This is a genomic window from Paraburkholderia sediminicola, assembly GCF_046026895.1.
Taxonomy (GTDB): Bacteria; Pseudomonadota; Gammaproteobacteria; order Burkholderiales; family Burkholderiaceae; genus Paraburkholderia; species Paraburkholderia sediminicola_C.
This window is the reverse complement of record NZ_JAQQEU010000057.1, coordinates 17,541-44,382: the sequence shown is the minus strand read 5'-3', so window position 1 is coordinate 44,382 and position 26,842 is coordinate 17,541. Positions and strand designations below refer to the sequence as shown.

Below are 26,842 nucleotides of genomic sequence, written 5' to 3'. Positions count from 1 at the left end.
TGACGAAGTGGTGCGCCGTGAAATGCGAGAGATGGAAAGCTCGTGGTTCGACTCGAACCGGCTCGCGCTGTCGAAAGACCGGATCAACCGTCTGGGCTACTTCACCGATGTCGACGTGACCACGTTGCCGGTTGAAGGCACGCCAGATCAGGTCGATATCGACGTTAAGGTGACGGAAAAACCCACGGGTTCGATTTCGCTGGGCTTGGGCTATGGCTCGGGTGAGGGCCCCATTATCTCCGCGGGCGTATCGCAGGATAACGTGTTCGGCTCGGGCACGAGCCTCGCGCTGAATGTGAACACCTCGACTACCAACCGTACGTTGACGGTCACGCAGGTCGATCCGTACTTCACGATTGACGGCATCAAGCGCATCACCGACGTCTATTACCGCACTACGGAGCCCTTGTATTATTCCACCGACTCGAGCTTCCGAATCGTCACGGCTGGAGCGGACCTCAAATTCGGCGTCCCTTTTTCCGAGGCCGACATGGTGTACTTCGGCCTGGGGTTCGAGCAGAACCGTCTGGATATCGACGCCAATACGCCTCAGAGCTATAAGGATTACGTCACGGAATTTGGGCGTGTCTCCAACAACGTGCCGTTGACGGTGGGATGGTCGCGTGACGCACGTGATAGCGCGCTTGTCCCAAGCCGGGGCTACTATACGCAAGCCAACGCCGAATACGGCACGCCGCTCGGCAATACGCCATACTACAAGGCAGACCTCCAGGCTCAATACTATTATTCATTCGCACGTGGCTTTGTGCTCGGCCTGAATTTTCAGGGCGGCTATGGTAATGGATTGGACGGCAAGCCCTATCCGATCTTCAAGAACTACTACGCGGGCGGTATCGGTTCAGTGCGTGGGTATGAGCCAAGTTCGCTCGGGCCGCGCGACGCGACCACGAACGACCCCATCGGCGGCTCGAAGATGGTCGTCGGCAATATCGAGCTGACCGTTCCATTGCCGGGATCCGGCTATGACCGCACGTTGCGCGTCTTTACCTTCCTCGACGGCGGCAATGTATGGGGCAGCGAAGGCAATACCATTGGCGCCAACGGACTACGCTACGGCTATGGGCTGGGTCTGGCCTGGATCTCGCCGATCGGCCCGCTCAAGCTGAGCTTGGGCTTTCCGCTCATCAAGCACGTAGGCGACCAGTACCAGAAATTCCAGTTCCAGATAGGCACATCGTTCTAAGGCTGTTGTCGGACCGCTTTCGTCGATCCATATCGTCACGTTGCGTCACACGATCCGTCCCGCGTTGGAGGCGGCCGATCGCCCACCCGTTCGGCGACCGAACGCAAAATAGCGATGAATTCCTGCATGGGCTGCGACGGCAACTCGTACTTGCGTGTGACGATACCGTAGCTCGTCATGGTCCGCTTGATGGGAACGGGCAGGTGCCCAAGGAGACCCTTGCTCACATATTTTTCGACGGCCGCGCGCGGCTGCAGCGAGATCATGTCGGTCGCCTGCAACAGTTCCAGTGTCGAAAAGATTGAAGGCGTTTCCACCATGCCCACCGGCGCAGGGATGCCCGCGCCAGTGAACGTTTCGTCGAACAACCGCCTGATAGCCGTTGCTTGCGGATAGAGAATCCATGGCCACGCACCGAGATCGGCCAACTCCAGCCGCCGCTGCTGCAGCAACGGGTGATGCTGTCCGACCACCACCCAGACCGGTTCTCCGGACAGCACTTCGAAGTCGAAAAGCACTTGATGGCGCGGCTCGGTCAGCCGGCCAACCATCACGTCAAGCTTCCTTTCTTCGAGCCAGATCACCAGTTGGTCGCTGCTCTGTTCGACCAGTTTGATGACCAGCTGTGGCCGCTGCTGGCGGATCTCCCTGATGCCCGTCGTCACCACCTGAGCGGCTGAAGCCGAGATAGCGCCCACGGTGAGATGCCCGTAGCCACCGTCGCGCAGGGTGCCGAACTCGCCCACGAACTTGCCCAGATCCGCTACCGCCGTGGTTGCATAGCGCACGGACAATACGCCGAGATCGGTTGGGCGCATCTCCCGTGGCAGCCGTTCGAACAACTGGGCTCCGAACATCGATTCGATGTCACTCAGGATTTTTGTCGCCGCAGGCTGGGTGATGAGCATCTGTTCGGCTGCGATGCGCAAGTTGTGCGTGCGTCCCAGGGCGTCGAGCAGTTGAAGATGTCTAAAACGCAGCCTTGCCAGGACGCTCGACGTACGCACTTCAAATTGTCTGGACATGGGGTAAACGCGCACGAACTCATAACCGGATGGAATCGATTGTACTGAATAAGAGATTGGATGTTTATCGGTTGGCTGCCTAAAGTTGCAACTGCGCGAATCGACGCGCGGACTGGCAGCAAACGCACACGCGGCAGACAAACAATAGTGGAGACAGACATGACATCCCAGCTTGCACTCAGCGTAACGGACACGCTTCCGTCGGACGGGTTATCCGGCACACTGGTCGGCCGCGCCTGGGTGCCTGCCACGCAATCGATGCCCGCGGGCCCCGCAGTCGTCGTCTTGCGCGCCGATGGCGTGTTCGACATTTCCGACGCGGCACCGACCATCAGCAGCCTGCTGGAGCGGGACGATCCAGTCGCCGCAGTGCGCGCCGCGCGTGGCCGCTGGATGGGCAAGCTGGACACGATCATCGCCAATACGGCCGATGCAGCAGGCGATACGGCGCGCAACCCGGAGCGCGTCCAGCTGCTCGCGCCTTGCGATCTGCAAGTCATCAAAGCAGCAGGGGTGACTTTTGCGGCGAGCCTGATTGAACGCGTGATCGAAGAGCAGGCAAAGGGCGACCCGCAAGGCGCGGTGCGCGTGCGGGACCAGATCAGGTCTCTCGTCGGCGATAGTCTCACCAGCATCCGGCCGGACTCCGCCGAGGCGCGCGAATTGAAGGCGCTGCTGATCGAGCAGGGGCTATGGTCCCAATACCTGGAAGTTGGAATCGGCCCTGACGCGGAAGTCTTCACGAAAGCGCCAGTGCTCGCGGCGTTAGGTACGGGCACGGAGATCGGGCTGCATCCGAATTCGGTCTGGAACAACCCGGAGCCGGAAATCGTGCTGTCGCTCGACAGTCGCGGCCGCGCGCTCGGCGCGACCTTAGGCAACGACGTCAATCTGCGCGACTTCGAAGGACGCAGTGCGCTCCTGCTCGGCAAGGCGAAGGACAACAATGGCTCGTGTGCGATTGGCCCTTTCCTGCGGCTGTTCGACGAGACGTTCTCGATCGACGATGTGCGGCGCGCGACGGTCGATTTGCGAGTGGATGGCAGCGACGGCTTTGTCTTGCGAGGTACGAGTTCGATGGACCAGATCACGCGCGACCCGCTCGATCTCGTTGCGCAGACGATCAGTTCGACCCACCAATACCCCGATGGCGCGCTGCTGTTCCTCGGCACACTGTTTGCACCAATCGAAGACCGCGACGCCGCCGGAGCGGGCTTCACACACAAGCTGGGCGACATCGTGAGGATTTCGAACCGCGAGCTCGGCACGCTGGTCAACCGGGTCAACCACAGCGACCGCATCGTGCCGTGGACCTTCGGGATACGCGCGCTGATGGCGAACCTTGCTGCGCGCGGACTACTCGGCACAGCCTCGCTGTGATTACGTACTGACCCGCTCTAACTCGCCCTAAAAGACCGGCGCACCCGGCTTCCCCAAGGAGACAGACCAGATGCAGACTCAACATGTTACGCAAGAGCCGTTGGAAAGCGCAGTGCGCAAGGCGCGTCTGCGGCTCGCGCCCTTCCTCGCGCTGATGTTCGCGCTATCGATGCTTGACCGTTCGAACGTCGGGTTTGTCAAACAGGCCCTTCAAGTCGATTCGAACATCGGCAACGCGGCGTTTGCGCTCGGCGCCGGGATCTTCTTCATCGGCTATGCGGTGTTCGAGATCCCGAGCAATCTGATGTTGCATCGGGTGGGGGCGAAGGTCTGGTTGAGCCGGATCATGGTCACATGGGGGCTCGCGTCGGCGGCGATGATGTTCGCGCACAACGAGACCTCGTTCTATACGCTGCGTTTCATTCTGGGCGTGGCTGAAGCAGGCTTTTCGCCCGGCGTCATCCTCTATACCACGTACTGGTTCCCCGCGCGTGAACGCGGCAAGGCGCTAGGTATCTACTATTTCGGTTTGCCAGTGGCGCTCGTGCTGGGCAGCCCGCTGTCAGGTTATCTGATGGAAGTCATGGGTGGGCGCCTCGGGCTGCACAACTGGCAATGGATGTTCCTTATCGAAGGTCTCGCGGCGTCAACGGTCGGCATCGTCGCGTTCTTCTATCTGGTTAGCAAACCGCGCCAAGCGAAGTGGCTGACGCCGGCCGAAAAAGACGCTCTGGAAAACGCCATTGCAGCGGAAGACCGGCACAAGATCGCGCATGGACCGGCTACCGCGCTGAGCGCGCTGCGCAACTGGAACGTGCTGCGCTTCGTATCGATCTATTTCGCCATTCAGGTCAGCGTATATGGCGTCATCTTCTATCTGCCGACGCGGATTTCGGAGCTGACCGGTACCGCCATCGGCTCGAAGGTCGGCTTTCTGACCGCCATCCCCTGGTTCTGCGCACTCGTCGCACTGCGCTTCATCACCGGCTACGCGGACGCGAAGGGGAAGCATCGGCAGCTCGCCATCGTCATGCTGGCGGCGGCCGCAGCAGGGATAGCACTGTCGACCCTCGGGAATCACATCGGACCCGTGCTCGTCGCATTCTGTATAGCGACGGTCGGCTTCGTCGTCGTTCAGCCGCTCTTCTGGACCTTGCCGACGGCCTACCTGAGCGGTACCGCGGCAGCCAGCGGAATAGCAATGATCGGCGCGCTCGGCAATCTCGGCGGCTTCATCGCGCCGACGTTGAAGACCGCAGTGGAGACGCTCTTCCATAGCCCGCGTGCGGGCATGTTCACGCTGGCATTGGCAGGTGTCATCGGCGTGCTTCTGCTTCTGAGCATCGGCTTGCATTCACGCCGCGTAACCGAAGCGCAGTTAGGCTCGCCTAAAGCGACGCTTCGCTAGGCAAATGCAGGCACGCTGCACGCGATTTAACCGGAAATTCACATGACCATTCTCGAATATCATTACATCGGTGGACTGCGCAGCGCCTGTGCATCGAATCATGCGCTCGACGGCCTTGATGCCGTAGCGGGCAACGCAGTGCGCGCAGCTCAGATCGAGGAGGCCACGTCATGAGATTCGACAGTGAAAGCGTGATCGTCGATGCTTCGGCAGCCGCAGAGCCAGTCGTGCAACTGCATCCGGATGACGATGTCGTCATCGCGCGGCACCAGCTTGTTGCGGGCATGCGCATCCGCAGTAGTCTTGCTGTACGTGGGTTGATCCCGGCGGGTCATAAGCTTGCCATTCGCAGCATCGAAGCGGGTGCGCCAGTACGGCGCTATGGGCAGATCATCGGCTTCGCGACGCGTGTCATCGAAGCAGGGGAGCACGTCCATACACACAACCTTGCAATGGGCGACTTCGATCGGGACTACGCTTTCGGCGCGGATGCGAAGCCCGCGCCGACGGTCGCAGCAGCGGCACGGTTCATGGGCATCGTACGCCCTGACGGACGTGTCGCAACGCGCAACTACATCGGCATCCTGACTTCGGTCAATTGCTCCGCAACGGCAGCTCGCGCCATCGCAGACTACTTTCGTCGCGATATCCATCCGCAAGCGCTTGCAGACTATCCAAACGTTGATGGCGTGATTGCGCTGACGCACGGTCAAGGCTGCGCGATCGATTCCGAAGGCGAAGCGCTGGAAATGATCCGGCGCACTCTCGGCGGTTATGCGCGGCATCCAAATTTCGCTGGCGTATTGATCGTCGGGCTGGGCTGCGAAACCAATCAGATCGACGGGCTCGTGCAAAGCCAGGGTCTTACGCCCGGCGCGGCGCTGAAGACCATGACCATTCAGGCGACCGGCGGCACGGCGCGCACGGTGGCGGCGGGCATCGAACAGGTCAAGGCGATGCTCGTGGAAGCGAACAACGTTCGGCGCGAGCCCGTCGATGCAAAGCATCTGGTGATCGGCTTGCAATGCGGCGGCTCGGACGGCTACTCCGGCATTACCGCCAACCCGGCACTCGGCGCGGCAGTCGATCGTCTGGTCTCGCATGGGGGAACGGCGATTCTCTCCGAAACCCCGGAGGTGTACGGCGCCGAACATCTATTGACGCGCCGCGCCGTGTCACGTGAAGTCGGCGAAAAGCTGATCGAACGGATTCAATGGTGGGAAGCTTACTGCGCGCGCATGAACGCCGATCTGAACAACAATCCATCGGCTGGGAACAAGGCCGGTGGGCTGACAACGATCCTCGAAAAGTCGCTCGGTGCCGTGGCGAAAGGCGGCACAACCAATCTCGTCGACGTGTACCGCTACGCCGAACCGGTCCGGGCACACGGTCTCGTTTTCATGGATACGCCGGGCTACGATCCCGTTTCCGCGACCGGGCAGGTCGCGGGCGGGGCAAACCTGATTTGCTTTACGACAGGCCGCGGCTCCGCCTATGGGTGTGCGCCGTCGCCATCGTTGAAATTGGGCACCAATACCGCTTTGTGGCAACGCCAGGAAGAGGACGTTGATCTGAATTGCGGGTCGATTCTCGACGGCGAACGAACAGTCGACGAACTCGGTGAAGAGATCTTCCAGCTCATGCTTGCCACCGCGTCGGGCCAGGCATCGAAAAGCGAGATTCACGGATACGGCCAGAATGAATTCGTGCCCTGGCAGATTGGCGCCGTCACATAGAGCGGCGTTTGTGTTTCCTTTGGTCGAGCCTCAGGCGGCCGCGCTTCGAATCGAGCCGGCAGCGTTTCGCGCTCAATAACTCTTGCAAAAGCTCACCTGCCAGGGCGTTGCGCGTCGACTTGTTTAACGCAACTAACGGCCTAGAATCGATCGCGCCTCCCTCAAAATTCAAGGTCAGTTCTGCAGATGCTCAGGCGGCGCACGTCCTGCGATCCGTCTGGGCGGCCGGAGAGCGATCCCCGGCCGCGTCATCACACTCTACGACTTGAGATGGGGCCCCAGCAGTGACAGGTCCGCCGCTGAAAGACGATCGTGCGCGGTCTGCACTTGATGCCAGTACGGATAGAGCAGGGGCGGCGCGCTCACTTTGTCGAGCCGCTCGCGCTGTTCGGCGCTCAGGCTGAGATTCGCCGCGCCGAGGTTGTCGAGCAGTTGCTTCTCGTTGCGCCCGCCGATGATGACCGACGTGACGGCGGGGCGCCCGAGCGTCCATGCGAGCGCAACCTGAGCGGCCGAGACGTTCTGCTCGCTGGCGATCTCGACGAGCGTGTCGACAATCGACCACAGCCGTTCGGCGTCGCGAATCGGCGGCTCCGTCCAGCCGGCGAGTTGACGCGTGCCCTCGGGCGTCGTGTCGCGCCGGTGCTTACCCGACAGCAGGCCACCTGCCAACGGGCTCCAGACCAGAATGCCCAGACCTTGATCGAGCGCGATCGGCGCGAGTTCGTACTCCGCTTCGCGTGCTTCGAGCGTGTAATGGATCTGCTGGCTCACGAAGCGCGGCAGACGATCACGTTCGCTGACATGCAACGCCTTCATCAGGTGCCAGCCTGAGTAGTTCGAGCAGCCGACATACCGGACCTTGCCATGGCGGACAAGCAGGTCGAGCGCTTCAAGCGTTTCTTCGAGCGGCGTGAGCCCGTCCCATTCGTGCACCTGGTAGAGGTCGATCACATCGGTCTTGAGACGGCGCAGGCTCGCCTCGCAGGCTTCTATCAGATGATGGCGCGACAGACCCCGATCGTTCGGGCCGTCGCCCATCGGAAAGCGGGCTTTCGTCGCGATCAGCACGCCGCCTTTGCGCTTGCCGCCGAGCGCCTGGCCGACGATTTCCTCAGACGCACCGTTTGAATAGACGTCCGCGGTATCGATCAGGTTGACGCCCGCGTCGATGCACATGTCGATCTGCCGGCGCGCGTCGTCGAGTCCAACCTCGCCGACGCTCGCGAATTTGCCTTTGCCGCCCATCGTCATCGTACCTAGCGTGATGGTCGACACCTTGAGGCCCGAACGGCCCAGTTGACGGTAGTCCATGATGAAGCAATCTCCATGTATGTTGCGAGGATTCGCAGCCGGCGTGCGGTCGTTCGGTCCGATTGCGCCCGCATTTCGCGCGCAGTCGCAGTGTTCCTCGACCTTCCAGAGGTCCGACGATAGCGGAGATTGAATTACCATTCCAATAGAAAGATATGATTCAATTGTGCGGTTTTCGTGATTAATCGTCTTAGCAAGAAAAGAGTGCCAACGTGGATTTGAAGCAGCTGGAACATTTCGTGGCGGTCGCGGAAGAGCGGCATTTCACGCGCGCGGCGCGCCGTCTGAATCTCGTGCAGTCCGGATTGTCCGCGTCGATCCGCTCGCTGGAAGAAGACCTGGGCGGACCGTTGTTCAATCGCAGCACGAGGCGAGTCGCTTTGACGCCGGCCGGCGAAGTGCTGTTCGCGGAGGCGCGGCGGGTACTGGCTGCCGCGCGCGACGCACGACATGCCGTCACGCAGGTTCACGGGCTCGCACGCGGCCGGCTGAGTATCGGTGCGATTCACGGCCTCGCGCCTTTCGTCGACCTGCCCGCCACGCTCGGACAGTTTCGGGCTGCGTTCGGCGGGATCGATATCGAATTGACACTGGATGGCTCGCGCGCGTTGATCGACGAGGTGCGGGAAGGGCGCCTCGACCTCGCGTTCACGCAACCGCCGGATACGTTGCTCGACGATGTCGGGTCGCACATGTTCGCCTGCGAGGCAATGGTCGTCGTCTGCGCGACGCATCATCGGCTTGCGGGCGCCAGCGGGCTGGCGTTGGCCGATCTCGCCGACGAAACTTTCGCCGACCTGCGCCCGGAGTGGAGCGTGCGGCGGCTCGTCGATCGATGTTTTACGGCGGCAGGGCTGCAGCGCCGGACCAGCTTCGAGGTCAACGACATGCCGATGCTGCTTGAACTGGCCGCACAGGGGCTCGCGATCAGCATGGTGCCCGAATCCGTGGCCGCCGCAAGGGGGAGCAATACGCGCGGCGCGCCGGTCGCAACGGCCGGCCTGCGCGAGGCCGACGAACTCTGCTGGGAACTCGCGGCCGTTTTTAAGGGAAGCGCGGGCGAGCCGCTCATACCCGTCGCCCGTGCTTTTTTGGACTTGCTCAAATTGCCTGCGGTGGCGAGCTGAGGCTCGCCGTACGCATGCGCGATGGGTCAGGGCGTCAAAGACCATGCACGATGTCCGGCACGCGGCGGGAAGCGGGCATCCAGTGAACGTGGCCGAATTGTCGCTAGCGGGTCGCAGCCGTGCGCGAAATACTTAGGATCACTGCCTAACAAGAGCCCTGTCGGTCATGTAGAAAAGTTCATGCTAGGATCGGCGACTCACTGTTCCAACGGATCGGGATCGCAGTCGGCTTGCTGGCGCCGCGATTCCGGCACCCACGAGGTTTCTGATGACTCATTCTGCCCTGACTCCGGGCGCCGTCGCCGTGATCACCGGCGGCGCCGCCGGCATCGGCCTGGCTGCCGCCAAACGCTTCGCGCAGCTTGGTTTGCGCATCTGTATTGCCGATCTCGGCGCCGACCGGGTCGCGCGGGCGGTGGAGGAAATCGCCGCGCTGAGCGCGAACGGCACACAAGACGTGTTCGCGGTCGAGACCGATGTCAGCATCGCCGACGATGTTCGCCGCCTGCACACAACCGTCGTCGAACGCTTCGGCGGAACCGATGTGCTGATGAACAACGCCGGCATTCAGCCCGGCAGCGGGATGTTCGGTCCAACCGGGAATTGGGAGAGTGTGCTGGGTGTCAACCTGTGGGGCGTGATCCACGGTACGCAGATCTTCGTGCCGGACATGATCAAGCGCGGTCGTCCCGGGCTCGTGATCAACACCGGTTCAAAGCAAGGCATCACGACGCCGCCGGGCGACCCCGCATACAACGTTGCGAAGTCTGGTCTGAAGGCGTTCACTGAAGCGCTGCAGCATGAACTGCGCAACACCGCCGACTGCCGGATTAGCGCTCATCTGCTGATTCCTGGTTTCGTGTTCACGGAACTGACACGGAACGGCCGCGTCGAAAAGCCCGCCGCCGCATGGACGCCCGAGCAGACCGTCGATTTCATGTTCCAGCGTCTCGACGCCGGCGACTTCTACATCCTGTGTCCCGACAACGACGTGCCGCGTTCGCTCGACGAACGGCGCATTCTTTGGGCGGCGGGCGATATCGTCGAGAACCGGCCCGCGTTGTCGCGCTGGCATCCGGATTACGCCGGGGCATTCGAAGCATTCATCAAGGCGCCCCGTTGACGCAAGAGTCGGCACTATGTGGCAACAGAGTGAAACCTATCCCGATCCCGCAGTGGAAGTGCTCGATCCGCGCTTTCTGAAATACCGGATCACGAATGCGGCGGTCGAGCGGCTGGCGACTGGCATGCGCTTCGGCGAGGGACCGGTGTGGTTCGGCGACGGGCGTTGCCTGCTATGGAGCGACATTCCGAACAACCGCATCATGCGGTGGGATGAGGAATCCGGCGCGACGTCTGTATTTCGCAAGCCTTCGGGATATGCGAACGGCAATACACGGGACCGGCAGGGGCGGCTCATTACCTGCGAGCACGGCAACCGGCGCGTGACGCGCACCGAGTACACCGGTGCGCTGACCGTGCTGCTCGAGCGCTTCGACGGCAAACGGCTGAACTCGCCGAACGACGTGGTCGTGAAGAGCGACGACAGCATCTGGTTCACTGATCCGCCGTTCGGCATCTCTAACGACTATGAGGGTGGTAAAGCTGAGCCCGAGCTGCCGACCAACGTCTACCGCTTCGAACCGGCCACTGGGCGGGCGGAGGTGGTGGCCGACGATATCGTCAATCCGAACGGCATCTGCTTCTCGCCCGACGAACGCCGTCTCTACATCGTCGAATCGGGCTCGAAGCCGCGGCGTATCCGTGTGTACGATGTCGAGGACGGTCGGCGCCTCGCGCACGGGCGCGTATTCGTCGATGCAGGCGAGAACGGCGCGCCAGACGGTTTTCGTTGCGACACGGACGGTAACCTGTGGGCCGGTTGGGGCACCGGGCCGGGACTCAACGGTGTGATGGTATTCGCGCCGGACGGCACCGCGATTGGCCGCATCGGTCTACCCGAACGCTGCGCGAACGTGTGCTTCGGCGGCGCAGCGCACAACCGCCTGTTCATGGCGGCAGGGCAGTCACTCTACGCCCTATACGTCGATGCGACTGCGGCGGTGGCGACCTGAGCGGGCGCCACCGCATACCGGTCGGTCATGATGCGGACTCGTGCGGGTTCAAGACGTGCGCTGGCGCTCGCTGAACGGAATGCCGCCTCTCGACTTGGAGTCTGGTGGAGACTCCACGATCTGCACGACAACCTGTTCAGCGGCGACACCGAGGCTGTCGACCACAGCTTTGGTAATTCCCGTCATCAGCGCTTTCTTTTGCTCGGCTGTGCGGCCTGATACTGCATATACAACGACTTCGGGCATAACGTACTCCATCTGGTTGGCAAGGAACTGCGGCTGCAATCATAGCGACACTGCGCGGCGTGTGCTCGAGCCTGTGCAATAGAAGCGCTGCGTGAATGCTATCGGCGCTCTTCACGAGATTTCTTGGCGTACGTGTCCTTGATGCCACTCTTCCCGGCCGACCTCATCAGCATCGCAGACTCATGCAGCGTCCGTCAGTCGGTCCGCGCTGAGAGCGAACTGACGCGCGATCGATCGCAGCCTGTCGCTCCATTCCCAGACGCCGAAGACGTCATGCACGTTTTGCAGACAGCTCAGCAGGCTGACCGTCTGCGGGTCATATGCATTGATCTTCGAGCGCAGTAGCGCTCTCTTTAACGCGGCGACTCCCACATCCATGTAGGCGGGTACTTCGTTCTTCTGCTTGCTGAGATAGTGAATTGGAACTCCCTCCATTGCTGTCAAGTAGTCGCGTGGCTTGATGAAGCTGCCGACCGGACAGCCTCCGCAGTAACCGCGATATGCACCGCCGCCGCGCGGCAGGAGCGCTGCCTCGCGTTGCTGAAAGAGATGTTGGACCGCCCGGTCGAAAATGACTTGATGGTTGAGAAATTCGAGCGTCATTGGGTTCTCCTGCCGCAGCCGAGTTTGCGCGGTAGCCGGTTCTTGTCTCGTTCCGGCAAGCGGATCGTCAGAGCGGTGGGTGTTGAGGCGGCGCACACGAGTCGCGCGATGCGACTGCGGGCTACCTCACGCCCGCGTGTCGCGCAGCAGCGGCGGTCCGTCGCCCGTTGATTGCGATTGCGGGTCGAATCAATGGGTATCGGGCCATCAATGACCAAAATAGATCGAGTGAGTACCTGGGGTCGTTGCAGGTGTCCCCGACTCCGAGGAACCATTCATCGACACTCCACCGACCGCTGTGCTGGTCATGTCCTGCGCGTGAATACGCGCCTCCGCAGCCTGAATGTCCGCTGGATAATGCGCATCATCCTTGGCACTCGGGCGATAACCGGCTTGTTCCACGCGCACCAGGTCCGCGCGCACTTCGGCACGTGTCAGCGGCGCGCTAGCGTCCTGCGCAAAAGAGACTGCCGGTGCGGCCAATGCACTGGCAACCAGCGCTGCATAGATAAGAGCTTTCATAGTCAATCACCTTCTCGAGTTAGCTTCAGTGGGCTTCGCGCATGATGAGTGAAGCCTCGGACTCACCACGATGCAGGTGAGTAAGCTTCATTCTGTACGGAGGCGTTGACGCGATACTGACGCGCACATTACATCTGCGTCATCTTCGAATAGAGATGCGTCTTTCCAGCGGCGGCAAGCTGGTCGATGTTCGCCTTACATGACAGATTCGTAATTCACTCGACGCTCGCCGGTCACAATCATTTCGTCAGAATTGCCTCATAGCGTCATTCACCGGGCGCTCGTTCGAAGGACGATTGGGAAGACCATGATGATCGGTTCACGTTACACCAACCTGCTGCGCTACGGCCTGCGCTCGCTTTCGGCTACGGCGCTCTTCGGATTCGTCAGCGTCTGTCACGCGCAATCCGCAGTGAATGCGCAGGATACTGGCGGGAGCATGAATGCGCCGTCCATCGCAACCTGTGTCGCGTGTCACGGCGCATTGGGCGCCGGCACCGTGACCGGTGGGCCGCGGCTTGCTGGCAAAGATCCAGACTATCTCGCGCATGCATTGGCAATGTTCAAGGCTGGCACCCGCGCCAGCCCTGTCATGCAGACGGTCGCCCACAATCTTTCCGATAGCGAGATACGCGAACTCGCAATGTTTTTTTCAAAGCAGAACCCGCCGCTTGCCAAAGGTGCACCGCCGCCGCAGAGCCTGGTGATAGCCGGGAAGCAGCTTGCTGAGATGGGCAGTGGATCCGACCTGCCCGCCTGTTTCAGTTGCCATGCGGCCGGCGGCAAAGGAAATGGCGCGCGATTTCCTGGAATAGCGGGTGAACCGGCGGCGTTTGTCGTCGCTCGGCTACACGAATTTCAGGCGCGCGCGAAGGGGAACACGCCGGCGCCCGGAACGATGACAGCCATCGCGGCGAAGCTGAACGATGAGCAGATCGAAGAGGCTGCGGCTTACCTTTCGGTGACTCAACCCTGACGATGGACGACCTGCAATCCGCGTGGCGCACCGACCGGGCATCCCGTTTCCGTCACCCATTCTCGTTTTGCGTCGAGTAGATATGCGAATTCTTGTGTGGAGTAAAGTCACCGTAATATCGGGTCTGGTTGTCATGCTTACCGGCTGCGCGAGTAGCGACGACTCCGTTTTGAGTGCCGCAAAGAGCCCGCAACTACCTGAAACATATCCTTGTCAGAGCATGCATGTGAAGGTGCCGACCTGCCCACTCGGATAGAACGACTACTTCAATCGCGTCCAGTCGGGTCGGTATATCAGGCGCTGTTCCTGATCCTCGCTTTCAAGATGCGGCCAGCCCGCACAATGGGCGCAAGCGCACCTGAGTAAGCCGTTCGCACTCCTGCCACAAACGGGCGGCATTCGCAGCGTCCTTTGCCTGCCTGGCGACGCTCGCCTCGTCTATTTTGCTTCCGCGTGTCTCCAGAAAGCCTTGTGGGCCATAGTAGCCCCCGTCACTGACATCGCTCGATGTAGCCGCGTAAAGGGTCGGCAGGGCGCCTGCGTAGTCGGTGTTCAGCACGGCACCGATGAAATGACTGACGAACTCGCGGGCAGCGCGTGAAGCTGCTGAGCGATCCCCGTCCCGAAACAGATTGGTGTTTGCGACGCCAGGGTGTGCGGCAACCGACATAACACGGGAATTGGCAGCGCGTAAAAGACGGTCGAGTTCGAACGCAAACATCAGATTTGCGAGCTTCGACTGCCGATAGGATCGCATCGGCGAATACGTCTTCTTGGATTGGAGGTCGTTGAAATCGATCTCTCCTTGCTTGTGCGCGATGGAAGCGATCGTGACAATGCGTGGTCGGTCAGGCGATCTGGTCGCAGCCAGTTCGAGAGCGGGCATAAGGAGCGCAGTCAACGCGAAATGGCCGAGCACGTTGGTGCCAAATTGCAGTTCGAAGCCGTCCGCAGTCTCGAGCCGTTTCGGCGGCGCCATGACGCCGGCATTGTTGATCAGAAGGTGAATAAGGCACTGATCGGCGAGTTCCCTCTGCGCGAACTCGCGCACGGATGCGAGGGACGCGAGATCGAGAATCGCCAGATCGGCACGAGCGCCGGGCGCTGCGGCGTTCAGACGGGCTAAGGCCGCTTCGCCGCGTTGTTTATCGCGGCATGCAAGTATGACTTGCGCGCCCTTGCGCGCAAGAGTCAGTGCGGCATGGTAGCCAATGCCGCTGTTTGCTCCAGTGATGAGAACTCGCTTGCCAATCTGCGACGGAATATCGGTGGTGGCCCACTGTTTGTTCATGTTGTTCTTGCTCGGCATAGGGTAGTCGACTGCGAGACTACCACTGGTAAGTTTAGAGCGTCGCTACCGGCCAGGCAGCGGTTCCCGGCGATGCTGATTACCCGTGCTACGCGTTGCGTGCTGGGTTCGGAGGCTTCCGGCTCGGGTGTGGGCGGGCGTGATCGTCATTGCGTTTGGATGTGACCAACCTTTCGTTTTCGTACAGAGTGCGAATTACTGCATTGGCGCCCCGGTTGAGTTGTTTGCCGCCGCTGATGTAGTCCGCCAGCGTGCGGACCTCATCACTGGCAATACCCCGCGAAAGATGCCAGGGGACATTCAGAACGGCTAATTCGGGCGCGATGCTCACTAAACAGTCAATCAACGATTGACCTTTAGCGCTCCGTAGCGAGATACGCGCGTTGCGGCAGCGGCTGATTCAGGAAGCAGAGGTTCGCCGTTGGACGCATGACAACGCCGGTTTAGTCACGACAGGGTTGCGCTTGATCGGGATCGGATCGTTCGTTTTCAACGCAGGAGCCGACTTCGTCCCGGGCGATCGTCCGAAACGAAAAATCGAACAGATGGCCTAGGTCTCAGCTCTTTCGCGACGTCTTCGCGGCAAATTGCGTCGGTGTGTGCTGAACCTTCTCGCTCCCGCACTTCGGACAAGGCGGATGTGCGGTCTGATGCTCAGCGAGATGTTCGATGTGTTCGAACAACTCGCCGCAGACCTCACAACGATACTGGTAAGTCGGCATGACAGCTCTCCTCGAAAAGCAAATCCCGCACGTGCTAACCGGATACGCCAGCGACGCCCAACACTGTATCAATCCATTCTAGTACAGGAAATGCAGGCATCCGTGTCTCATCGTGTACTCATCTGGCAGGCGACACTGGTCGCCTGCTGTGGCCAATAGCCAAGGCTATCCAGCGACAGAGTTCCCGCTGCACGGAGCGGTTGCGCCTGCGACTTCCCATCGGCGGGAAAGAGGCACGCCGAATCGGCGAAATACGGCGCTATCATCACTGGTAACGGTATGGCGTCCGACAATTCCGGGGCGTTCCCGCACCAACGCTTCACGACGTCCGCCCTGTGCAACAATCGAAAACCGTCTGCGCCTTTTGAAACGAAGCCTGTGCATGGAGGCGAACATGCTTGAAATCGGAAGGGAACGCATCGTAGGCACGGTGAACCACATTTGCGGGGCGGTGCTGGCCCTGTCTGTTGCGTCTACTCTCGCGATTGCGACGCTCGCCATCGGTTCGGTGCACGCCCAGCCGCCGTCGTTCGACATCTTTGCCGTCCCAACCGGCAGCGCGCCACACGACGTCGCACCGTCGCCGGACGGCACCGTGTGGTACACCGCCCAGGCGCAAGGCATGGTCGGTCGGCTGGACCCGCGTAACGGCAAGATCGAGAAGATACCGCTCGGCGACGGGTCGGCGCCGCACGGCGTGATCGTCGGCCCGGATCGCGCGGCATGGATCACCGACGGGGGCCTGAACGCGATCGTGCGCGTCGATCCGAAGACGCTTGCCGTCACGCGTTTTCCGCTGCCGAAGGAGCGGCCGGACGCCAATCTGAACACCGCAGTGTTCGACAGGCAAGGTCATCTGTGGTTCACCGGGCAAAGCGGCATCTATGGCGAGCTCGATCCGAAGCGCGCCACCATGCGCGTCTTCGATGCGCCGCGCGGACGCGGGCCCTACGGCATCTGCGTCACCCCGGACGGCAGCCTGTATTTCGCGTCACTGGCGGGAAGCTATCTCGGCCACATTGATCCCGTGAGCGGCGCAGCACAGGTCATCGAACCGCCCACCCCGAATCAGGGCGCGCGCCGTGTATGGTCCGATTCGAAGGGGCGCGTCTGGGTCAGCGAGTGGAATGCGGGAAAAGTCGGTGTATTCGATCCGGCGACGCGTCGATGGCGCGAATGGCGACTGCCCGGCGAAGACCCGCATGCTTACGCGATATTTGTCGACGACCAGAACATCGTCTGGCTTAGCGAGTGGAGCGGCAATGCACTCGTGCGCTTCGATCCGCGCACCGAGCGATTCGATGTGTTTGCGTTGCCGCGCGCGCACGCAAACGTCCGTCAGATGATGGGCCGCCCGGGCGAAGTCTGGCTGTCCGGATCCGGCATCGATCATCTGCTGCGGTACCGGTCCCGCGCAGCGGCTGCGAGCGGGGATTGACGCGCTATGGTGCGCGTTGGGCGATCTTCACCCGAGCTCGAACGAGGTCACGCCGAGGACACGGTCGATCGAAATAGTGGGTGGCGTCTGCGTGTACATCCGCCCCGTTGGAGGGAACAGTAAACGGTGGAGTGATGTGCGGCATCGCTTTGTCGGTCGATGTCATCGTGCTGTCATTCCCACCGGTTCAAATGAATACGGCGTCGAGCATTGAAGTGCGGTAGTGCGCGAGCCATGATGGAAATGTGAGGCGGATCTTTTCCTCAACGACGCACGCGAGATTGTCCCTACACATCTAGACGTTTAGATGAATGGATGCAACGCCCCCGTTCCGTGAGCGGCGAACCTCACGCACGCGGAGAAGTCGCGACGCGCCGCCTCGAATCACAACTACTGCGACTGCGTATTACGGCAACGTTACGCAGAGGCCGCTATACATACGGAGCACGTCGATGTTGGTCAGGAACGCTCGCATCATCACGCGAGAGGAAGAATTTACAGGCACCTTGCGAATCGAGGACGGCCTCATCCGCGATATCGAACGCGGCAATACGTCTGCACGCGAAGCCGTTGACTGGGATGGAGACTATCTGTTGCCGGGTCTCATCGAACTGCACACCGACAATCTGGAAAAGCATCTCGCGCCGCGTCCCGGCGTGCAGTGGAATATCGATGCGGCGTTCGTGATTCACGATGCGCAGGTTGCCGCGGCCGGCATCACGACCGTCTTCGATTCGCTCAGAATCGGCGCGCGTTCCGATGTGGATATGCACAACCGCGATCTGCAGACGCGGTGTACGCAAGCCCTCGCGCGCTTGTCCGGGAATGCGTTGCTGCGTGCCGAACATTTCCTGCACCTGCGCTGCGAAATCGCCGCACCCGACGTGGTCGACGTGTTCGATTCGCTCTACACGCATCCGCTGCTCCGTCTGGCTTCGGTGATGGATCACACGCCAGGCCAGCGGCAATGGCACGATCGCAATCAATGGCGCCGCTGGCAGGAACGGCACGGCAAACTGACTGATGAACACTACGCCGCCGTGGTAGCCGAGCTTACAGATGGACAGGAGCGCTTCGCCGACAAGCACCGGCGTGAAATCGTCGCGCGTTGTGCGGCGCTCGGTGTCCCGGTGGCGAGTCACGACGATACGGTGGTCGAGCATGTCGAACAGGCGGCGGCCGAAGGCATCGTGCTGGCCGAGTTTCCGACCACTCGCGTTGCGGCGCATGCGGCACGCGAACACGGTCTTGCGACGATCATGGGCGCGCCCAACATCGTAAGGGGCGGATCGCACTCGGGCAACGTATCCGCGCTCGAACTTGCGCAGGCCGGGTTGCTCGACATCCTGTCATCCGATTATGTGCCATCGAGCCTGTTGACCGCGGCATTCGAACTTGTCGACAAGGCTGGCTGGACGCTTCCGCGTGCGATGGCAACTGTATCGGCTGCACCGGCTGGCGCGGTGGGATTGCATGATCGCGGTGCTATCGCCCCCGGTTTGCGTGCCGACTTTGTGCGCGTGAGGATGCACGAAGCACTGCCCGTACCGCGCGCGACCTGGCGGGCAGGGGAACGCATCGTCTGATGCAGGTCACGCTGCGATCAGTCACATGGGCGTGTCGGGGCGACTGCGCGAATCATCCAGAAGTCCCGACATATATACATGGATGTGACAATGCAATTCCTGGAATGCGATGGGTTGGATAGTAAACCCCGATGATCGTTAGTTGTTCGGTACGCTTCGTATACAACTTGAGGAAAATATGAAGGTCTCCAAAGTTTTAGCAGCGGTGGCATTTGCGGCAGTTCTCGTCTCGGGTGCCGCACATGCGGCCGGCACCTGTCCGAACGACGGCGTGGTTCGCTTTGGCGTCGAACCGTACGAATCGGCGCAACGCATGCTGCCTGTCTATTCGGACCTCGCCAAGATGATCGGCGAGAAGCTCGGCTGCACTGTACAGCTCTACGTGGCAACCAGCTATAACGCCGAGATCGAGGCGATGCGCAACAACAAACTTGAATTCGGCGAGTTCGGCCCGCTCGGCTATGTGCTTGCTCACCAGGTCGCGCATGCCGAGGCCGTCGCCACCTTTGCCGGCGAAGCTGGCAAGCCGGCCACGTATTACGCGTCCATCGTCACGTGGCCCGGCTCTGGTATCAAGAAGCTTGCGGACATCAACGGCCGTTCGTTTGCCTATGCCGATCCGGCTTCCACCTCCGGCCACCTGTTTCCCGCCTACGGTCTGAGCAAGAACGGCATCGATCCGGACAAGGGTGTGAAGGCGATCTATGCGGGCAGCCATACGGCATCGTTCGAGGCGATGCGCAATCACAAGGTTGACGCGGGAGAACTGAACAGCGAGGAAATCGCCAGCGCCAAGCTGCACAACGAGTACGATCCTTCGGCCTATGTGACGCTGTGGCGGTCGGATCCAATTCCGCTCGACCCGCTGGCGGTGCGGGGCGACTTGCCGGCTGATTTCAAGGCTCGTCTCGCAAGCATCCTGAGTTCGCTCGATCTGCATCAATTGCCGGAGGCCGATCAGAAGTTCCTGGCATCGAACCAGAACCCGCAGTTGATGACGGTGCCGCAGACGGACGCCGCTTACAACCAGATTCGTGATCTGGTATCCACGCTTCACATCGACCTGGCAAAACTGTGAATACCCATTTCGGCGCATCCCACCACGGAGCACCAGGCCCGGCGGCGGCATTCGCAGCCGCCGGATCCGGCAGGCGCGCGACGGTACCGCGGCCCATGCTCGCGCCCGCAGTGAAGCTGGCCGTCGATAACCTGACGATGCGTTACGCAAACGGTCACACGGCGCTGCGCGACTTCAATGTGTCCGTTCAGGCCGGCGAGATGATCGTGGTGCTCGGCAGCAACGGCAGCGGCAAGTCGACCTTGATGAAGTGCGTGGTCGGACTGAACCGTCCGACAGCCGGTTCGGTCGAGGTCGCCGGACGCGATCTGGCCGCGCTCTCGGGCGAAACCCTTCGGCAGGCGCGGCTGCCGCTCGCACTGATCTCGCAGAACGCTAATCTCGTCAGGCGGCGCAGCGTGCTGGCAAACGTCTGCTGCGGCGCGCTGGGGCGCCACAGGACACTGGCGACCGCAATGGGGCGCTTGCCCCGCGAGGAAATCGAACCGGCACGAGCCTGTCTGGACGAAGTCGGCCTGTTGCATCTGGCTGGCCAGCGCGCCGGCACGCTCTCGGGCGGGCAGGCGCAGCGTGTGGCGGTCGCTCGTGCGCTGGCGCAGCGTCCAGACGTGCTGCTCGCCGACGAGCCGGTCGCGAGCTTGGACCCCGAGGCAGCCGATGAGGTCATGCGGCTGTTGCGCCGCCTCGCCACCGAAGACGGACTCGCGGTGATCTGCGTATTGCACCAGCCTGAACTGGCGGCGCGCTATGCCGACAGACTGGTCGGCCTGCGGCGTGGTCAGCTGGAATTCGACCGGCCGGCTGCGGAAGTCTCCAGTCAACAGATCGCGCGGCTTTACGTGGACGAAGCATGATGAACAAGGCTCTCGAAATGCGCGCGCCCACGGGCACGCCGGGCGCACGCACTGTTTGGACGGTGTGTGCCGTCGTCGTCGGACTGGCCTTGTTCGTACAGGCGTGGATCGTGGTTCAGGCGCGACCGCAGGATCTGTTGACCGGCGCCCACGGGATGGCCGACATCGTTTCGCGGGCCATGCCGCCGGCGTTCGACCAGTTCGTCCCGAATCTCTGGCCGGTTCTCGAGACAATCGACCTGGCGATTTTCGGCACCGTGTTCGGGGTGCTTCTTGCGTTCCCGCTATCGATTCTGGCAGCCGCGAATGTCACCCCAGCGAAGCCCTTGTACTACATCTCGCGCGCCCTGATCGGCGTCACCCGCGCGGTCCCCGATCTGGTGTGGGCACTGCTGTTCGTGACCGCCGTTGGACTTGGGCCGTTTCCGGGCGCGCTTGCACTCGCGGTCCATTCGGTCGGCATGCTCGGGCGGCTCTTTGCGGAAGTGATCGAAGACATGGATATGGGTCCCGTCGAAGCGCTGACACTGACCGGTGCGGGCCGTCTCCAGGTGTTGAGCCATGCGGTGGTGCCAGGCGTGCTGCCGTCGCTGCTCGGCATTGGGCTGTTCCGTTTCGACGAAAACCTGCGCTCCTCGCTGGTGCTCGGCTTTGTGGGCGCGGGCGGGATCGGCTTCCAGTTGCTGACCGCGATGAACCTGTTCCAGTATCAGACGGTGTCGTTCCTGCTGATCGCTACCTTCATCCTGGTTGCGTGCGCCGAACGGGTTTCCGCCTACCTGCGCAGCCTCGTTCAGTGAGTGCGAGGCAAGCGTTTTCACTGTCACTTCAACATTGAATTTCGAGTCTCTTATGCTAATCAATCACGGCGTTGCGGCCGATCCGTGGACGCTTGGCCGCGTGCTGTCGGAAGATCCTGAGATTCATCCGACGGCACTGGTTCGCGCTAGCGACTTTGGCCGCTACACCTATCTCGGACCACGCAGTCATGTTGCCGAATCGGTCATCGGCGACTACGGCTATGCGATGGGCGACAATCAGATTGCCCACGCGCTCATCGGCAAGTTCGCCAACATCGCCACCGGCGTGCGCATCAATCCGCCGAACCACCCGTCGTGGCGAGCCACCCACCATCACTTTACCTATCGTTCGCGCTCGTACGGGCTTTCTCTGGACGACGACGACGGCATCTTCCAATGGCGAGCGCAGGACCGCGTCGAGATCGGCCACGATGTGTGGCTCGGCCATGATGCCGTGATCATGCCAGGTGTCACGGTCGGTACGGGCGCAGCGGTCGGTTCGGGAGCAGTGGTGACCAAAGACGTGCCGCCGTTCGCTATCGTCGTCGGAGTGCCGGCGCGCGTGTTGCGCTTTCGCGTCGACGCGCGCACTTCGGAACGGCTGCAGCAAATCGCCTGGTGGGATTGGAATCCCGAACGAATCGACGCGGCCCTGGCCGACTTTCGCCTGCTCACCGCAGTCGAGTTCGCAGAGAAGTACGGGGACTGATGAGTCGGTCAGCCTCGCGCGGAATGTAGCGGCGTTGCGAGCGCGTATACCTCAACAAATATTGCCCGCTCTAATTCATCTAGACGTGTAGACATGAATCGACGTGTCAGATGTTCTTTCCAGAACGGGTTGAGATCCTTTTTAGTAAGGGGAGCTAGTTTCACATGGAATTTCGGCAACTTGGACGCAGTGGCCTCAAGGTTTCGACGCTGACCCTCGGTACGATGATGTTCGGCGGCCCGACCGATCAGACGACCGCGGAACGCATCTTTGAAAGCGCTCGTGAACAGGGCGTCAATTCGATCGATTCCGCCGACGTTTATGCCGGCGGTGAATCGGAGCGCGTCGTCGGACGTTGCATAGCTGCCCAGCGCGACCGCTGGGTGCTGGCGACCAAAATCGCCAGTCCGCTCGCTGACGGCGACGTGAATGCGTGCGGCGCGTCGCGCAAGCATATGATCCAGGCCGTCGAGGCCAGTCTGAAGCGTTTGAACACCGACTACATCGATCTGCTCTATCTGCACGCAGAAGATCATCACACTCCGGTCGATGAAACGGTGCGCGCGCTCAACGATCTGATTCGGGACGGCAAGATACGTTACTACGGCTTGTCGAATCATCGTGGCTGGAAGATCGCTGAATTCGCTCACACCGCACAAGCGCTCGGCCTGGCTGCTCCGGTGGCCAGCCAGCCGCTGTATAACATCGCGAACCGGCAGGCCGAGGCGGAACAACTCACTTCCGCGCACCGCTACGGGCTCGGCGTTATTTCGTATAGCCCACTCGCGCGGGGCGTGTTGACCGGCAAGTATGAAATGGGCGTGGCGCCCGCGTCCGATAGCCGGGCAGGGCGCGGTGACCGCCGCCTGCAGCAGGCCGAATGGCGCCCCGAGTCTCTGGAGCTGGCACGACGCGTCGATGAGCATGCACAGGCGCGAAGCCTGAGCGCCGGGCAGTTCGCGCTCGCGTGGGTGCTGAACAGCAGATACATCAGTTCGACGATCGCCGGGCCACGAACTGAAGCGCAATGGAACGACTATCAACCGGCCTTGCGCTATCGTCTGACCGCGGAAGACGAAGCCTTCGTCGATTCGCTAGTGACAACCGGCCATCCTTCGACGCCTGGGTTCAACGATCCGAAGCATCCGTTCTTTGGCCGGATCACGTATCACGGTTCACAAGAGGTATAAGGGGATTTCCGGGACGCAACGCTCTGGGGATGTCGGTCCAATCGGCGAGCGTACTCTTTGGCTTTTCGAACTGTTGCCGATTCTGAATCGGCAACAGTTCACTACGCGGGTCCATGCCGGGCCCGACGACCTTGAGTGACACAACGCTCGTATCTTTCATGCAATTCGGACCTTTGAGCCGGTAGTAGCAACGGAGTTTGCATCGCGGCCAACTTTCACCTGTCCGCCCTCGACGAGGGACATGGCGGCCAGATATCCGAACGTCAACGCGGGCCCGAGCGTAATTCCGGCGCCAATGTAGTGTCCACCCACGGGCGAATTCATATCATTGCCGCAAGCGTAGAGTCCAGGAATTGGATGGTTGTCGCGATCGAGAATTTCGCCGTGACTGCCGGTCACGAGACCGCGGCTTGTACCGAAGTCGCCCGGCATCAGCATGACAGCGTAAAAGGGGATCCGTTCGATGGGACCGAGGCAGGGGTTGGGTGAGTGTGTCGGATCGCCCTTGTAGATGTTGTATGCGGACGATCCCTTGCCGAAATCCGCGTCCACTCCGGTGGCTGCAAACTGGTTGTTGCGCGCGACGCTGCGTTCCAGCCCGCTGGCGTCAACGCCAAGCTTGCCAGCAAGTTCAGCCAGCGTGCGGCCTCTGAAGAGATATCCCGCCTTCTCATAGCGCCGCAGCGACAAACTACCGGGAAGGATGACGCCGATGCCGTACTTCTTGACTGTCGCCGCGTCGGCAATTAGATATGCCGGGATGGCACCGGCATCGAACATCCCGAGGGTGAAGGCATGATAAGACGCCGCCTCGTTGGTGAAGCGGTTCCCGTCCTTGCCCACGGCAATGAACCCGGGCTTGGGACGGTCAAGCATGAAGTGGCCCCACAACGTCTTTTCGCCCGTCTCATTCGATAACACCGACATTGGCACATAGAAACCCGTGTCCTCGGAGTTGTGGTCAAGTCGCCCTCCGGCCGACAGGCCTAAACGAATTCCCTCGCCGACATTGCTAGGCAATCCGAGTCCCAACTCGACTGTGGGTTTGCGTGAGTGTTCCCGGCGCATTTCCTGGTTGCCCGGGTACCCCCCGGTCGCAATGACCACGCCCTGGTGAGCACGGATTCGAAGCGTGTGGCCGTCCCGGACCACTTCTGCGCCTGTTACGGTACCGTCCTCGATGATCAATCTGGTGGCGGACGACTTCAACCAGATTTCGATTTCGCGGTCGAGCATGGTCTTGTACAACCGGGCGATGAGTGCATTTCCGCCGACGAGTCGGGTGCCGCGGTGATAGCTCAGCCGATCCACGCCATAGCGCACAAAGCGCTTTAGCACGTGAAAGAATGATCGGGCCGATTTCGTGAATGACAGGAAGTGGAGCAGATCCACGAGGTCGAGCATCATTCCGCCGAACGGCGCAAACGCTGGCAACGGAGCGCGTAAATTCCTGAAGTGCGGGCCAAGCTTGCGAGCATCGAATTCCAGCGGGGCATGAGCGCGACCGAACATGCCTCCCTCCAGTTCGGGCTGGTAGTCCGGGTAGTCGACTGCCACTACCTCCAGCGCGGAATTGCGCAACATATAGTCGAGTGCGGCCCGGCCTTCGCGGATGTAGGCTTCCTGCAACGAGCGGTCGACACTCGTACCGACAGTCCCGGCAAAGTATTTGCGCGCTTTATCAAACGAATCCTTAAAACCGGCGGCCTGCATTGGCGCGCTATCGACGAACCACATCATTCCCACCGACCATGCGGACGTTCCGCCGACCTGGTCGGTCTTCTCGAGAACGAGCGGTTCAAGCCCCTCGTTCTTCGACACGATCGCCGCCGTCATGCCGGCGGCGCCTGCACCCATGATGATGACGTCGACCTCGCGGTCCCAGTTCTCCGTCGTTGCGGTGCCCATGGCGTTTTGTCCTGTTTTCAAGAGTGTCTGACAGATGCGCTTCGGTCAAATAATGCGATATAGCACGATCCTAATAAAGATGAATCTATAACGAATGATGGGTTTGGGAGTGAGCAATGTCAAGAAAATCCAGGGAATCCCCCAGGCAGATGCAGTCAGTTTCTCTTGCTGCAGACGCACATCTTTTGCGCCCGGCTCTGACTTACGAGACTACCCTCGGTTTCGACGCCGCGAGGTTGTCGCAGGACTCCCGATTTTCTTGACAGAACTCGTCCTGTGACAGATTATTCGATATAAATCGATTGTGTCGATTGAAGATCGAGGCCGGCGTTGTCCTTTCGTCTGCAGGGTGCATGGGCGCAGGGCAACCAAGCGTTTTTCAGCAACCAACAGGAGAAGCAATGAGCAAGCTTCAGTTGTCCGTCGCCGTAGGCAACTACGACCGCATCAGGCCACTGGTCGACGGTGAGGTTCAAATCGAGGGCGTGGATCCGATCTTCATGCTGCAGGATCCCGAGGAGATCTTCTTTCGCGCTTTCCGGCACGCGGACTTTGATATCTGCGAACTCTCGCTCAGCAGCTACTCAGTGAAGACTGCTGCGGGAACCTCACCCTACGTCGCGGTGCCGGTGTTTCCGTCGAGAGCTTTTCGACACACGTCGATTTACGTGCGCACGGATAGGGGCATTAACAGCCCGCAAGATCTGAAAGGCAAGCGTATCGGCGTGCCGGAATATCAGCTGACGGCAAACGTGTGGGTCCGTCTTCTTCTTGAGGAGGAGTACGGTGTCAAGCCGTCCGACGTGACCTGGGTGCGCGGCGGATACGAAGACCCGACCAGGGTGGAGAAAATTACGCTTAACTTGCCTCATGACGTCAAGCTGGAGAACGCGCCCGAAGGCAAGACGATCTCGAACCTGCTGGCGGACGGGGAAATCGATGCCGTCATTGGACCGCGAGCGCCTTCATGCTTTGACCGTGGGCATCCCCAGGTCAAGTATCTGTTCGACGATCCACATAAAGCTGCAGCAGACTGGTACGGGCGTACGAAGCTGTTTCCAATCATGCACACGCTTGGCGTCAGGAAGTCGCTGGCAGAGAGTTATCCCTGGCTACCAGGCGCACTGATGAAGGCATTCGAGAAGTCTAAAGCCCTCGCGCTAACAAGGCTGAGCGATACGGCCGCCACCAAGGTCACCCTGCCGTTCGTTGAGGACCAGCTACGTGCCGCTCGCAAACTGATGGGCGTGGACTTCTGGTCATACGGATTTCCGGCTAACGAGCATGCCATTGACCGTTTTCTCCGCCGTCATTTCGCAGAAGGGCTGTCGAGCCGCCGGCTTGAACCGCGTGAGCTATTCCATCCGGCCAGTCTCGAAAGCTTTGCAATCTGAAGGGCCGCAAGTACCTCCACGATCAATGCCCACTATTAAGGAATCCTGAGTCCAGGACAGCCGGGGAGGGCATTTGAACGTGGGGACACCGGCGCGCCCGATTTCGACGCGCCGGTGTGAACAATCAACCGCGATACGCGAGTGCGCCCTGTGGAGCGCGTGACGTGGCATCGTCGACGACGGTTTCCACCCCCTGCATGCTGCTTGCGCGGTCCGCAGCGGGGAAGAGCGCAACTTG

General features: G+C 61.0%; 25 protein-coding genes. 17 read left to right on the top strand and 8 right to left on the bottom strand.

Annotated elements, in window-relative coordinates; all coding sequences use genetic code 11:
- On the top strand, positions 1–1,204 hold a 1,204-nt coding region (gene bamA, locus PQR02_RS29420; RefSeq protein WP_408239808.1), incomplete at its 5' end, for an outer membrane protein assembly factor BamA.
- 35 nt (positions 1,205–1,239) lie between these two features.
- Here bamA and PQR02_RS29415 read toward each other — a convergent pair.
- Complete coding sequence (locus PQR02_RS29415; protein WP_408239817.1) at positions 1,240–2,229, bottom strand: LysR family transcriptional regulator; 990 nt, start codon at positions 2,227–2,229, stop codon at positions 1,240–1,242.
- A 159-nt stretch (positions 2,230–2,388) separates the two neighbouring features.
- Between PQR02_RS29415 and PQR02_RS29410 the strand changes: the two genes are divergently transcribed.
- The 4 genes from PQR02_RS29410 (at position 2,389) to PQR02_RS29395 (ending at position 6,753) form a co-directional block, all read left to right on the top strand.
- Positions 2,389–3,609: a fumarylacetoacetate hydrolase family protein gene (locus tag PQR02_RS29410; RefSeq protein WP_408239805.1), complete on the top strand. Its 1,221-nt coding sequence runs from the start codon at positions 2,389–2,391 to the stop codon at positions 3,607–3,609.
- A gap of 70 nt (positions 3,610–3,679) precedes the next feature.
- A complete protein-coding gene (locus PQR02_RS29405) occupies positions 3,680–5,017 on the top strand; it encodes an MFS transporter (protein WP_408239802.1) in 1,338 nt (445 codons plus the stop codon).
- Positions 5,018–5,059: 42 nt separating this feature from the next.
- Complete coding sequence (locus PQR02_RS29400) at positions 5,060–5,191, top strand: hypothetical protein (RefSeq protein ID WP_408239799.1); 132 nt, start codon at positions 5,060–5,062, stop codon at positions 5,189–5,191.
- The gene (locus PQR02_RS29395; RefSeq protein WP_408239796.1) at positions 5,188–6,753 is read left to right on the top strand and encodes a UxaA family hydrolase; all 1,566 of its coding nucleotides are present in this window, start codon (positions 5,188–5,190) and stop codon (positions 6,751–6,753) included. Before PQR02_RS29400 ends, PQR02_RS29395 begins: the two co-directional genes overlap by 4 nt.
- 258 nt (positions 6,754–7,011) lie before the next feature.
- Here the strand turns inward: PQR02_RS29395 and PQR02_RS29390 are convergent, their stop codons facing one another.
- Positions 7,012–8,067, bottom strand: coding sequence for an aldo/keto reductase (locus tag PQR02_RS29390; RefSeq protein WP_408239793.1), 1,056 nt, complete (start codon positions 8,065–8,067; stop codon positions 7,012–7,014).
- A gap of 212 nt (positions 8,068–8,279) precedes the next feature.
- On the opposite strand from PQR02_RS29390, the gene PQR02_RS29385 reads away from it, so the two are divergent.
- From PQR02_RS29385 to PQR02_RS29375, 3 genes are all read left to right on the top strand, one after another.
- Entirely contained in the window at positions 8,280–9,194 is a 915-nt protein-coding gene (locus PQR02_RS29385) for a LysR family transcriptional regulator (protein ID WP_408239790.1), read from the top strand.
- Positions 9,195–9,462: 268 nt separating this feature from the next.
- Positions 9,463–10,317, top strand: a complete 855-nt coding sequence (locus PQR02_RS29380) for an SDR family NAD(P)-dependent oxidoreductase (protein WP_408239787.1) — start codon at positions 9,463–9,465, stop codon at positions 10,315–10,317.
- 16 nt (positions 10,318–10,333) lie between these two features.
- Complete coding sequence (locus tag PQR02_RS29375; RefSeq protein WP_408239784.1) at positions 10,334–11,269, top strand: SMP-30/gluconolactonase/LRE family protein; 936 nt, start codon at positions 10,334–10,336, stop codon at positions 11,267–11,269.
- Positions 11,270–11,317: 48 nt separating this feature from the next.
- Here the strand turns inward: PQR02_RS29375 and PQR02_RS29370 are convergent, their stop codons facing one another.
- From PQR02_RS29370 to PQR02_RS29360, 3 genes are all read right to left on the bottom strand, one after another.
- Positions 11,318–11,515: a tautomerase family protein gene (locus tag PQR02_RS29370; RefSeq protein WP_408239781.1), complete on the bottom strand. Its 198-nt coding sequence runs from the start codon at positions 11,513–11,515 to the stop codon at positions 11,318–11,320.
- A 180-nt stretch (positions 11,516–11,695) separates the two neighbouring features.
- Complete coding sequence (locus PQR02_RS29365; protein WP_408239778.1) at positions 11,696–12,118, bottom strand: hypothetical protein; 423 nt, start codon at positions 12,116–12,118, stop codon at positions 11,696–11,698.
- 207 nt (positions 12,119–12,325) lie between these two features.
- Positions 12,326–12,640 (bottom strand): DUF4148 domain-containing protein, encoded by a 315-nt coding sequence (locus PQR02_RS29360; protein ID WP_408239775.1) that lies wholly within the window; start codon positions 12,638–12,640, stop codon positions 12,326–12,328.
- 307 nt (positions 12,641–12,947) lie between these two features.
- Here PQR02_RS29360 and PQR02_RS29355 point away from each other — a divergent pair, with 307 nt between their 5' ends.
- Entirely contained in the window at positions 12,948–13,616 is a 669-nt protein-coding gene (locus PQR02_RS29355; RefSeq protein WP_408239772.1) for a c-type cytochrome, read from the top strand.
- 319 nt (positions 13,617–13,935) lie between these two features.
- Here PQR02_RS29355 and PQR02_RS29350 read toward each other — a convergent pair whose 3' ends face one another.
- Both PQR02_RS29350 and PQR02_RS29345 read right to left on the bottom strand, forming a co-directional pair.
- Positions 13,936–14,925 (bottom strand): oxidoreductase, encoded by a 990-nt coding sequence (locus tag PQR02_RS29350; RefSeq protein WP_408239769.1) that lies wholly within the window; start codon positions 14,923–14,925, stop codon positions 13,936–13,938.
- A gap of 557 nt (positions 14,926–15,482) precedes the next feature.
- On the bottom strand, positions 15,483–15,647 hold the full coding sequence (locus tag PQR02_RS29345; protein WP_408239766.1) for an FmdB family zinc ribbon protein: 165 nt from the start codon (positions 15,645–15,647) through the stop codon (positions 15,483–15,485).
- 394 nt (positions 15,648–16,041) lie between these two features.
- Between PQR02_RS29345 and PQR02_RS29340 the strand changes: the two genes are divergently transcribed.
- From PQR02_RS29340 to PQR02_RS29310, 7 genes are all read left to right on the top strand, one after another.
- Positions 16,042–17,085: a Vgb family protein gene (locus PQR02_RS29340; protein ID WP_408239763.1), complete on the top strand. Its 1,044-nt coding sequence runs from the start codon at positions 16,042–16,044 to the stop codon at positions 17,083–17,085.
- A gap of 452 nt (positions 17,086–17,537) precedes the next feature.
- Positions 17,538–18,671 (top strand): alpha-D-ribose 1-methylphosphonate 5-triphosphate diphosphatase, encoded by a 1,134-nt coding sequence (locus tag PQR02_RS29335; RefSeq protein WP_408239760.1) that lies wholly within the window; start codon positions 17,538–17,540, stop codon positions 18,669–18,671.
- A gap of 178 nt (positions 18,672–18,849) precedes the next feature.
- Positions 18,850–19,749: a phosphate/phosphite/phosphonate ABC transporter substrate-binding protein gene (locus PQR02_RS29330; RefSeq protein WP_408239757.1), complete on the top strand. Its 900-nt coding sequence runs from the start codon at positions 18,850–18,852 to the stop codon at positions 19,747–19,749.
- Between the two features lie 95 nt (positions 19,750–19,844).
- The gene (phnC, locus tag PQR02_RS29325; protein WP_408239754.1) at positions 19,845–20,603 is read left to right on the top strand and encodes a phosphonate ABC transporter ATP-binding protein; all 759 of its coding nucleotides are present in this window, start codon (positions 19,845–19,847) and stop codon (positions 20,601–20,603) included.
- Positions 20,600–21,403, top strand: coding sequence for a phosphonate ABC transporter, permease protein PhnE (phnE, locus tag PQR02_RS29320; RefSeq protein ID WP_408239751.1), 804 nt, complete (start codon positions 20,600–20,602; stop codon positions 21,401–21,403). Before phnC ends, phnE begins: the two co-directional genes overlap by 4 nt.
- Positions 21,404–21,455: 52 nt before the next feature.
- Positions 21,456–22,112 (top strand): LbetaH domain-containing protein, encoded by a 657-nt coding sequence (locus PQR02_RS29315; protein ID WP_408239748.1) that lies wholly within the window; start codon positions 21,456–21,458, stop codon positions 22,110–22,112.
- 164 nt (positions 22,113–22,276) lie between these two features.
- Positions 22,277–23,302, top strand: a complete 1,026-nt coding sequence (locus tag PQR02_RS29310; RefSeq protein ID WP_408239745.1) for an aldo/keto reductase — start codon at positions 22,277–22,279, stop codon at positions 23,300–23,302.
- A 156-nt stretch (positions 23,303–23,458) separates the two neighbouring features.
- Here PQR02_RS29310 and PQR02_RS29305 read toward each other — a convergent pair whose 3' ends face one another.
- Positions 23,459–25,210: an FAD-binding protein gene (locus PQR02_RS29305; protein WP_408239742.1), complete on the bottom strand. Its 1,752-nt coding sequence runs from the start codon at positions 25,208–25,210 to the stop codon at positions 23,459–23,461.
- Positions 25,211–25,611: 401 nt separating this feature from the next.
- On the opposite strand from PQR02_RS29305, the gene PQR02_RS29300 reads away from it, so the two are divergent.
- Positions 25,612–26,604 carry an ABC transporter substrate-binding protein gene (locus tag PQR02_RS29300; protein ID WP_408239739.1) on the top strand — a complete coding sequence of 331 codons (993 nt, stop codon included), beginning with the start codon at positions 25,612–25,614 and terminating at the stop codon, positions 26,602–26,604.
- Positions 26,605–26,842: the final 238 nt, after the last annotated feature.